The sequence below is a fragment of the Skermanella sp. genome, from assembly GCF_059503625.1.
On record NZ_JCACHA010000593.1, the window covers coordinates 1 to 9,048 of the forward strand.

Below are 9,048 nucleotides of genomic sequence, written 5' to 3' on the forward strand. Positions count from 1 at the left end.
TTCAGTCGATCCGCGACGATCAGGTGCCACACCTGGGCTATCGCAAGGTTGAAGTTCACCTTATCGGACATCGTCGCGTGTTCATCCGGCAGGGTGTCCCGGTTGCGTCCGAGATTGGCGGCCTGCTGACGGCGCACCGCCTTCACCCGATCGAAATATATCACTCCACCGCGACCCATCGCCTTCAACCCGCCTGTGACTGCCAGCTCTTGCAAGCCATGTCACAGCAACAAGCATGCCCGCCCAGCCTGATCTTGAGAATAGGTCCAGGGGCGGGATTTGCTCACGTCGGGTTTCAGGGTGATGAGCCTCGTGCCTCCAAACCTTCTTAGGCTTTCCACGGATGGACACGGATAAGATGCACGTTGAGCGGATCGAATGTCGCGGATGTATTCAAAGTTCAATTTATCCGTGTTCATCCGTGTGAAATCCGTGTCCATCCGTGGAAAAATTGACGCCCCAGCGTGTCGAAAACGCTGTTGGCCCATCCCTGTCGGCCTTCAGTCAAGATCACTCGAAAACCAAATATGAACCAAGCCCTTTGCAAAATGCGACGCCGCCAATCGACATTCGCGGATCGCAATCGATTGGTCCCGCCTCAGACCCACCTCAGACCCGCCTCAGACCCGCCTCAGATATCGTAGAGCAGGATCGCTTCCGCCGCGGCGCTCCGGCTGCGCAGGTCGGCAAGGCTGGTGCCGTCCAGCACTTTCGCCATCGCGTCCCGGACTTCCTGCATGAGAGCGCGGATTTCGCAGGCCGCGACATCCTCGCAGTCGGCGCAGGGGCGGTAGGCCGTCCTGCTGGCGCAGGCGATCGGTGCCAGGGGGCCGTCCAGCACGCGGATGACCGAACTGAGCATGATCTTGTCCGACGGCTTGGCCAGCCAGTAGCCGCCGCCTTTGCCCTTCTTGCTGTAAAGGAGGCCAGCGTTCTTCAACTCCAGCAGGATGGCGTCGAGGAATTTCTTCGGGATGTTGTTGCTTTCGGCGATGTCGGAAATCGAAATCGATCCGTCGCCTTCGTGGTTCGCCAGATGCAGAAGGGCTTTGAGACCGTATTTTCCCTTGTTCGTCAGCATAATGGCCCTGATCCCGCGGATCGGCTGTTATGTGCGCTCCAAAGAGCCTGGGTCAAGGCATTTGTCGGGATCGTGACGCGCCGGGGCGGCGTGGCGAAATTTCATGATTGTGCCAGACCCGAAAAAAAGCTTTCCATCTCGGGCCTTATAACTCTACTATTCCGGTGGAAGTTGTGCAAAACACACACATAAAGTTTGTGTTGTTCGTAGTTTCAAACGCAAGCGCTATGAACAGGGGAGTCAAGATGGTGATCGGCCTTCTCCGACGCGGATTTCTCGGTGCCACACTTGCGGCTGGCGCCCTTGGGTGCGGCCTGCTCACCTCCATGCCGGCGGCCGCAAATACGACGCTTCTGAACGTCTCGTACGATCCGACGCGCGAACTCTATGTCGAATACAACAAGGCTTTCGCCGAGTACTGGAAGACCCAGGGCGGCGATGGCGTGCGGGTCAACCAGTCGCATGGCGGCTCGGGCAAGCAGGCGCGCTCGGTGATCGACGGGCTCGACGCCGACATCGTGACGCTGGCGCTGGCCTACGATATCGACGCCATCGCCGAACGCGGCCAGATCGCCAAGGACTGGCAGGCCCGGCTGCCGCAGAACAGCTCGCCCTATACCTCGACCATCGTCTTCCTGGTCCGCAAGGGCAATCCCAAGGGCATCAAGAACTGGGACGACCTTGCCAAGCCGGGCGTCCAGGTCATCACGCCCAACCCCAAGACGTCGGGCGGCGCCCGCTGGAACTATCTGGCGGCCTGGGGCTACGCGCTGGAGAAGTGGAACGACGACGAAGCCAAGGCCAAGGAGTTCCTGGAGCAGATCTTCAAGAACGTGCCCGTGCTCGACACCGGCGCCCGCGGCTCTACCATCACCTTCACCGAACGCGGCCTGGGCGACGTCCTGCTGTCGTGGGAGAACGAGGCGTTCCTGTCGATCAAGGAACTGGGCGCCGACAAGCTCGAGATCGTCGTTCCCAGCCTGACCATACTGGCCGAACCTCCCGTCGCCGTCGTCGACAAGGTCGTGGACCGCAAAGGCACCCGCAAGGTGGCGGAGGCGTACCTGAACTACCTGTACTCCGACGCCGGACAGGAGATCGCCGCCAAGAACTTCTATCGTCCGCGCAATCCGGTGGTAGCCGCCAAGTACGAGAACGTCTTCACCAAGGCCAACCTGTTCACGATAGATGAACGGCTCGGCGGCTGGCAGGCTGCGCAGAAGAAGCACTTCTCCGACGGCGGCATCTTCGACCAGATCTATCAGCCGGGAAAATGACCGTGACCGATATCTCCCTTAAAAGCGCGCCGCAGGTGCGCGTGGGGAGGTGGTCGCTGAGGAAACCCAGCGTTCTGCCCGGCTTCGGGCTGACGCTGGGTTTTACTCTGTGCTACCTCAGCCTGATCGTGCTGATCCCGCTCGCGGGCCTGATCCTGGCGGCCGCCGGATTGGGCTGGTCCGGCTTCTGGTCGGCGGTGACGACGCCGCGCGTGCTGGCGGCCTTCCGGGTCAGCTTCGGGACGTCGCTGATAGCGGCCCTCATCAACGCCTTCTTCGGCCTGATGGTCGCGTGGGTGCTGGTGCGCTACAGCTTCCCCGGCAAGAAGATCGTCGATGCCATCGTGGATTTGCCCTTCGCGCTGCCGACCGCCGTCGCCGGCATCGCGCTGACGGCGCTCTATTCCCGCAACGGCTGGATCGGGTCGTGGCTGGAGCCGATGGGGATCAAGGTCGCCTTCACCCCGATCGGCATCATCGTGGCGCTGACCTTCATCGGCTTGCCGTTCGTCGTCCGCACGGTGCAGCCGGTCCTTCAGGATCTGGCGCCGGAGGAGGAAGAGGCGGCGGTAAGCCTGGGCGCCACCCGCTGGCAGACTTTCTGCCGGGTGATCTTCCCGGCGATCCTGCCGGCATTGATCACCGGCACGGCGCTTGCCTTCGCCCGCGCCGTGGGCGAGTTCGGGTCGGTCATCTTCATCGCCGGCAACATGCCGGGCATCTCCGAGATCATCCCGCTGCTGATCATCATCAAGCTGGAACAGTTCGACTATGCGGGAGCCACCGCCATCGCGACCCTGATGCTGATGGTGTCCTTCGCGATGCTGCTGGCGATCAACATGCTGCAAGCCTGGATGAGGAAGCGTCATGCCGGCTGAAACGACAGTTCCTTCCGCTGCCCCCTCCGCCGGGCGTCCCGCACTGCGGGAGCCGCTCTGGCTGCGCCTGTCCCTGATCGGCGGCGCGCTGACCTTCCTCGCGGTCTTCCTGCTGCTGCCGCTGATCCTCGTCTTCGTCCAAGCGCTCGGGCATGGGGTCGAGGCCTATTGGGACGCCCTGGTCGAGCAGGACGCCGTCTCGGCGATCCAGCTGACGGTACTGGTCGCGGCCATCGCGGTTCCGCTCAACCTCGTCTTCGGCGTCGCCGCGTCCTGGTGCATCGCCAAGTTCGAGTTCCGGGGCAAGAGCCTGCTGATAACGCTGATCGACCTGCCGTTCTCGGTCTCTCCCGTGATCTCCGGCATGGTCTACGTGCTGTTGTTCGGCCTGAACGGCTGGCTCGGTCCCTGGCTGGTGGACCACAACATCAAGATCATCTTCGCCCTGCCGGGGCTGGTGCTGGCGACCATCTTCGTGACCTTCCCCTTCGTCGCCCGCGAGTTGATCCCGCTGATGCAGGAGCAGGGCACGGAGGAGGAAGAGGCCGCCGTCGTGCTCGGCGCCAGCGGCTGGCAGGTCTTCCGCCGGGTGACGCTGCCGAACATCAAGTGGGGACTTTTGTACGGCGTCCTGCTGTGCAACGCCCGTGCGATGGGAGAATTCGGCGCGGTGTCGGTGGTTTCCGGCCATATCAGGGGCATGACCAACACGATGCCGCTGCACGTCGAAATCCTCTACAATGAATACAACTTCGTTGCCGCGTTCGCCGTCGCGTCGCTGCTGGCCCTGCTGGCGCTTGTGACCCTGGTGGTCAAGTCGCTGCTGGAATGGCGGTACGGCGATGAACTCGCCGCTTCGGCCCGGCATTGAGCCGAAGCAGCTTTGAGAAAGGGTCTGCCATGACCATCGAAGTCTCCAACATCTCCAAGCGCTTCGGCGATTACGTGGCGCTCGACCGGGTCAGCCTCGAAGTGAAGTCGGGCGAGCTGCTGGCCCTGCTCGGGCCGTCCGGTTCCGGCAAGACCACGCTGCTGCGCATCATGGCCGGGCTGGAATACCCTGACAGCGGCGGCCTTCGCCTGTTCGGCCACGACGCGCTGGACCGCAGCCCGCGCGACCGCGAAGTGGGCTTCGTCTTCCAGCACTATTCCCTGTTCCGCCACATGACGGTGGCCGACAACGTCGCCTTCGGCCTGGATGTCCGGCCGCGCGCCGTCCGGCTGTCCAAGCGCGAGATCCGCGCCCGCGTCATGCAGTTGCTGGAGATGGTCCAGTTGAGCTGGGTCGCCGACCGCTATCCCAGCCAGCTTTCCGGCGGCCAACGGCAGCGCGTGGCGCTGGCCCGCGCCCTCGCCATCGAGCCCAAGGTGCTGCTGCTGGACGAGCCGTTCGGCGCCCTCGACGCCAAGGTCCGCAAGGAACTTCGCCGCTGGCTGCGCCGGCTCCATGACGAGATGCACATCACCAGCGTCTTCGTCACCCACGACCAGGAAGAGGCGCTGGAACTGGCCGACCGCGTCGTCGTGATGAGCCAGGGCCGGATCGAGCAGATCGGCACGCCGACCGAAGTCTACGACCACCCCGCGACCTCGTTCGTCTACGACTTCCTCGGCAACGTCAACCGGTTCGAGGTCGATGTCCACGACGGCGTCGCCCGCCTGCCCGGAACCACCCAGCCCTTCGCCCGCACCCATCTGCGCGGCGACGGCGCCGCCGTCGCCTTTGTCCGCCCGCACGACGTCGAACTGGCCCGACCCAACGGCCACGACGTCCCCAACACCGGCAAGGTGCTCGGCATCCACGCCGTCGGCCCGAGCGCCAGGGTGGAGGTCGACCTGAACGGCATCGCGATCGAAGCCGTGATGGACCGCGAACGCCTGCGCGACCTCAACCTCGCCGTCGGCGACCGCTGCGTCGTCAACCTGCCGCAGATCAGCGTCTTCGGTCAGCAGGAGGCGGCGGAGTAGGGGAGGGGCACCGGGATGCCGGCCGCCCCTACTTGCAGATGTCCTTCACCGACTGAAGCACGTTCTCCTTCGCGAAGACCCGGTCGAGCCAGCCTTCCTTGAAGATCACCGGCTTGGCCTGCTCGATCGCGTGCAGCGCCCCGTCGGAGAAACGCCCCTGCGGGAAGACGCCGAAGGCGATGGCGAGTTCGATGTTCAGGTGGCCGAGCATGAAATCGACCGCGGCCTCGCGCGGCACGCCCCGGCGTTCCGCCTCGTCCACGGCGTCGCGCATGGCAAGCGACAGGGTGGCGCCGACCGTCTCGGACAGGGCGGGTTCCAGGATCGCCATCTGCTCCACGGTGACCCTGTGGGACCGCATCACCGGCTTGTAGATCGTCCGGGCAACCTCCTCGCACAGGGCGTAATGCTCCTCCGGTCCCTGCATCAGGGCACAGACGATGTTCTGCTTGGCGGCGATGCCGCCGAAATAGTCGGTCTTGGCGGCCTGTTCGACCTCGTCGTTGAAGATCGGCGGGTGGCAGGGGTGGGTGACGAAATAAGTGATGTCGGCCCGTTCCGGTAACTCCCCGGCATAAGGGGCCGCTGCGTCCAGCATGATGACGGCGGCGCCCGGCTTCAGCTTGGCGATGAAGGTATGGGCGATCTTGCCGATCAGCCGGTCCGGCACCGCCATCAGCACCACGTCGGCCTCGGCCAGCGCCTGTTCCTGGTCGACGCACTCGGCGCCGATGGCGGATTTCAGCCGCTCCCGCCCTTCGCTGGAAATCTCGACATGGTCCACCGTGAAGCTCGACCCATGCAGGTTGGTGGCGAGCCGGACGCCCATCTTTCCTCCGGCGCCCAGCAGTGCGATCTTCGTCATGTTCCTGTTCCCTCCCGTTTTTCTGGTTCTCAGCCGCAGCCTTGCTTGGCTGTTCGGAAATAGTCCGGCGCTCCCATCTGGCCGCCCTTCAGCGCCACCTCCAGCCCGGCATGCGCCGGATCGTCGGAGTGGGCGCGGCACAAGGGCGAGCCCGGCGCTATCGGCGCCAGCGCTGTCAGCGCGTAGATGCCCAGCGTCATCGCCGCATGGCCCGAGGTGTCACCGCCCGCGATGACGCCGCGCGTCAGCTTCGCTTCCCGCATCACGCGGTCCAGCAGCCAGCCCAGGCCCGTCCCGATGCGGTCGTTGACCGCGTCCAGGGTGGTGCCCGACGTCTCCACGGCCGATTTCAGCGCGCCGATCGCCGGGTCGTCCGGCCCCATCGCCGTGAACAGCAGCGGGTCGGCGCCCTGGCTCAGCACCGTCAGCGCGGCATCGGCGGCACGCCCCATCTCGCGCTCCCAGGCATCGGCATCGACCGCCCGCCTGACGTCGATCCGGAGACCGGTGAAGCCGTTCTTCACGGCGGCCTGGATCTGCACTGCCGTCACCGGCGAGCACGACCCGGACACGCAGGCGATCCGCCCGACCGGCTCCGCCTTCAGGGTGGGAGGCTCCTTCGGGATCAGCCCGGCCGAACGCCAATAGGCGACCAGCGCGTATTCCAGCCCTTGCGATCCGATGCCGAAGATCCTGTCGCCGCCGCGTTCCCAAGCCAGACGCCCAGCCTCGATCAGGGTTTCCTCGTCGATCACGTCCAGCGCCACGATGGCGGCACCCGCCGCCCGTTCCCGTTTCAGCGCCTCGTCGCCCTCGCGCGACTTCATCGCGACAAGGTCGACCAGCCCGATCGGCATCTCGGTCTGGCGAGCCAGATGGACCCTGATATCGCCCTCGTTCATGGGGGTCACCGGGTGGCGCGACATTCCGGGATGCCGGTCCAGCCGGTAGCGCACGCCGTCCGCCGCCGCCGCGAACAGGTTGCCGAACGCCTGGTACCGCGCGATGGCGGGGGCGCCGATCACCAGCGGATGCCAGGCGCCGCCCAGGATCGGGGCGGCCAATTCGGCAGCCCGCCCGATCGATCCGACCTGCGGGGCGGAGTCCAGCGTCGAGCAGACCTTGTAGTGGGAAACCGGCGCCTTCAGCTCCGCCAGCGCCCGGAACACCGGCGGCAGGTGCTTGTCCATCCATTTCCGGCCCCTGGACCGCGCCACGCCGGCGATGCCGATGCCTCGATACCCCGCGAACCGGGCAAGCCGCTCCGGCGTCGGCACGTCCAGGAACAGCACCGTCGGCAAGCCGGCGAAGGTCAGCACCTCCATCACGGCGGACGACCCGGTATAGTCGTCGCCGTAGAAGCTGACCAGCGGACCCTGGGGCAGGGGTCTCATGACGGCGGTCTCATGCCGCATAGGCTCCCAGCGCCTTGGCGAGCGCCGGATGGTCCCGCGCATAATCCTCCAGCGGGACGCCGGCCAGGGCCGCTTCCCAGGACTCGCGAAGCGCCGCGAAACCGGCGGCCGGACCGTCGGGATGCGCCATGATGCCTCCGCCGGCCGCATGGATCAGGTCCGTCGATCCGAGAGCGGCATAAGTCGCGGGAGCCTGCCGGACCGTCTGGCCGGATGAGAACACCGGCATCGCCGTGCACGGCTTGCTGTCGAACATCGGCGTCAGGCAGGCCTTGGCGGACGCGATGACGCTCTCGTCGCTCTCGCAGAACTTGTTCCGAAGGCCGTTGACATGCATGTGGTCGGCGCCGGCCAGCCGCCAGATCTTCTGCCACGCCACATAGGACCAGCCCAGCGACGGCTCCCTGGACAGATAGCCCCAGCCGTTGCGGTGCGCGTGGATCGGCAACTGGCTGAACCGGCCAAGCTCGATCATGCCGGTCAGCCCGACCGAGTTCAGGCTCGCCATGACGCAGGTGCCGCCCAGTTCCACGACCAGATCATGGTTCCGCCGCATCTCGTCCAGGTCGCCGGTGATGTTGAAGGCGTACATCGCCTTCTTGCCCGTCCGCTCGGCATGGTCCCCGATCACCCGCATCACGGCCCGCGCCCGCGCCTCGAACGGGCAGTGCGGCCCGTCGGCCTGAAGCTCGTCGTCCTTGATGAAGTCGATCCCGGCCTCGCACAGCACCTTGACCAGATCGGCGGTCTGCTCCGGCCCCAGGCCGACGCTGGGCTTGACGATGGTCCCGATCAGCGGCCGCCCCTCCACCCCCGACAGCCGCCGCGTCCCCGCCGCACCGAACTTCGGCCCCGGATACTTCGCGGCGAACTCTTCCGGCAGCGATATGTCGAGCAGCCGCAACCCGCTGAAGGGCCGCAGTTCGAACAGGTTGCCGGCCACCGTGGCGACGAGGTTGGGCAGCGACGCGCCGAAATTCGCCAGCGGCCACGACAGCACCACCTCGGCCCGCCGCCACGCCGGCTTGCCCGACAGGCCTTTCGGTATCCCGGCCCCAGGCAGCGACGGCTCCGCGACTTCGCCCAATTCCGTGACGCTCTCGATATGCGCTCCGTAAAGCTCGCGCATCTCGTCGGTCTCGCCGGGCAGCCGGACGAAGGTCCCGGTCGATTGCTCCCCCGCCATCGTCTCGACCGCTTCGCGGATCGGGTACGCCGTCTCGATACGGTAGGTCGCGGTGATGCGCCGAGCGGTCATCGGGCCTCCCTCAAAGTGTTTCTTGGCAGCTTGTCATATACTCATCATACCAGCACCCCACGGCTCCGCCAAGTCCGATAAAGTCCGGCGAAGTCCGACCTCGGCACCACTTTATCCACCTTATCGAAAGAGGTAGTATGGGACAATGCGGCGGGGATGAGTCGGGGCGGCATCGAGCGGCTCCAGACGCCTGGATCACGGTGGAAGTTCGGCATGGATGTCAGCGCGTTCAGGTTCGCTATCGAGACGCTGGAGACGGACAAGGACACGTGGTCGGTCCTGTGCCTCATGGCCGACGACCTCGAA

General features: G+C 65.5%; 8 protein-coding genes. 4 read left to right on the plus strand and 4 right to left on the minus strand.

Annotation, left to right across the window (positions count from 1 at the left end):
• Window positions 1–631: 631 nt before the first annotated feature.
• Window positions 632–1,081, minus strand: a complete 450-nt coding sequence (locus AC5JJ6_RS15395; RefSeq protein ID WP_496042898.1) for an RrF2 family transcriptional regulator — start codon at window positions 1,079–1,081, stop codon at window positions 632–634.
• 245 nt (window positions 1,082–1,326) lie between these two features.
• Here AC5JJ6_RS15395 and AC5JJ6_RS15400 point away from each other — a divergent pair, with 245 nt between their 5' ends.
• Genes AC5JJ6_RS15400 through AC5JJ6_RS15415 form a run of 4 tightly spaced genes read left to right on the plus strand, consistent with a single transcriptional unit; the run spans window position 1,327 to window position 5,204 of the window.
• Window positions 1,327–2,358 (plus strand): sulfate ABC transporter substrate-binding protein, encoded by a 1,032-nt coding sequence (locus AC5JJ6_RS15400; protein ID WP_496042899.1) that lies wholly within the window; start codon window positions 1,327–1,329, stop codon window positions 2,356–2,358.
• Entirely contained in the window at window positions 2,355–3,236 is an 882-nt protein-coding gene (cysT, locus tag AC5JJ6_RS15405; RefSeq protein WP_496042900.1) for a sulfate ABC transporter permease subunit CysT, read from the plus strand. The genes AC5JJ6_RS15400 and cysT overlap by 4 nt, the downstream gene beginning before the upstream one ends.
• The gene (gene cysW, locus AC5JJ6_RS15410; protein ID WP_496042901.1) at window positions 3,226–4,107 is read left to right on the plus strand and encodes a sulfate ABC transporter permease subunit CysW; all 882 of its coding nucleotides are present in this window, start codon (window positions 3,226–3,228) and stop codon (window positions 4,105–4,107) included. The genes cysT and cysW overlap by 11 nt, the downstream gene beginning before the upstream one ends.
• Before the next feature lie 29 nt (window positions 4,108–4,136).
• Window positions 4,137–5,204, plus strand: coding sequence for a sulfate/molybdate ABC transporter ATP-binding protein (locus AC5JJ6_RS15415; RefSeq protein WP_496042902.1), 1,068 nt, complete (start codon window positions 4,137–4,139; stop codon window positions 5,202–5,204).
• 28 nt (window positions 5,205–5,232) lie between these two features.
• Here the strand turns inward: AC5JJ6_RS15415 and AC5JJ6_RS15420 are convergent, their stop codons facing one another.
• The 3 genes from AC5JJ6_RS15420 to AC5JJ6_RS15430 are packed head-to-tail and all read right to left on the minus strand — an operon-like array spanning window position 5,233 to window position 8,742.
• Window positions 5,233–6,069, minus strand: coding sequence for a phosphogluconate dehydrogenase C-terminal domain-containing protein (locus AC5JJ6_RS15420; RefSeq protein WP_496042903.1), 837 nt, complete (start codon window positions 6,067–6,069; stop codon window positions 5,233–5,235).
• Between the two features lie 29 nt (window positions 6,070–6,098).
• The gene (locus AC5JJ6_RS15425) at window positions 6,099–7,463 is read right to left on the minus strand and encodes a four-carbon acid sugar kinase family protein (protein ID WP_496042904.1); all 1,365 of its coding nucleotides are present in this window, start codon (window positions 7,461–7,463) and stop codon (window positions 6,099–6,101) included.
• Window positions 7,464–7,473: 10 nt separating this feature from the next.
• Complete coding sequence (locus tag AC5JJ6_RS15430; protein WP_496042905.1) at window positions 7,474–8,742, minus strand: ribulose-bisphosphate carboxylase large subunit family protein; 1,269 nt, start codon at window positions 8,740–8,742, stop codon at window positions 7,474–7,476.
• Between the last annotated feature and the right edge of the window lie 306 nt (window positions 8,743–9,048).

Excerpts from the sequence above, each read along its gene's own strand:
- AC5JJ6_RS15395 (WP_496042898.1), bottom strand. The coding sequence starts at position 1,081 with ATGCTGACGAACAAGGGAAAATACGGTCTCAAAGCCCTTCTGCATCTG.
- AC5JJ6_RS15400 (WP_496042899.1), top strand. The coding sequence starts at position 1,327 with ATGGTGATCGGCCTTCTCCGACGCGGATTTCTCGGTGCCACACTTGCG.
- cysT (WP_496042900.1), top strand. The coding sequence starts at position 2,355 with ATGACCGTGACCGATATCTCCCTTAAAAGCGCGCCGCAGGTGCGCGTG.
- cysW (WP_496042901.1), top strand. The coding sequence starts at position 3,226 with ATGCCGGCTGAAACGACAGTTCCTTCCGCTGCCCCCTCCGCCGGGCGT.
- AC5JJ6_RS15415 (WP_496042902.1), top strand. The coding sequence starts at position 4,137 with ATGACCATCGAAGTCTCCAACATCTCCAAGCGCTTCGGCGATTACGTG.
- AC5JJ6_RS15420 (WP_496042903.1), bottom strand. The coding sequence starts at position 6,069 with ATGACGAAGATCGCACTGCTGGGCGCCGGAGGAAAGATGGGCGTCCGG.
- AC5JJ6_RS15425 (WP_496042904.1), bottom strand. The coding sequence starts at position 7,463 with ATGAGACCCCTGCCCCAGGGTCCGCTGGTCAGCTTCTACGGCGACGAC.
- AC5JJ6_RS15430 (WP_496042905.1), bottom strand. The coding sequence starts at position 8,742 with ATGACCGCTCGGCGCATCACCGCGACCTACCGTATCGAGACGGCGTAC.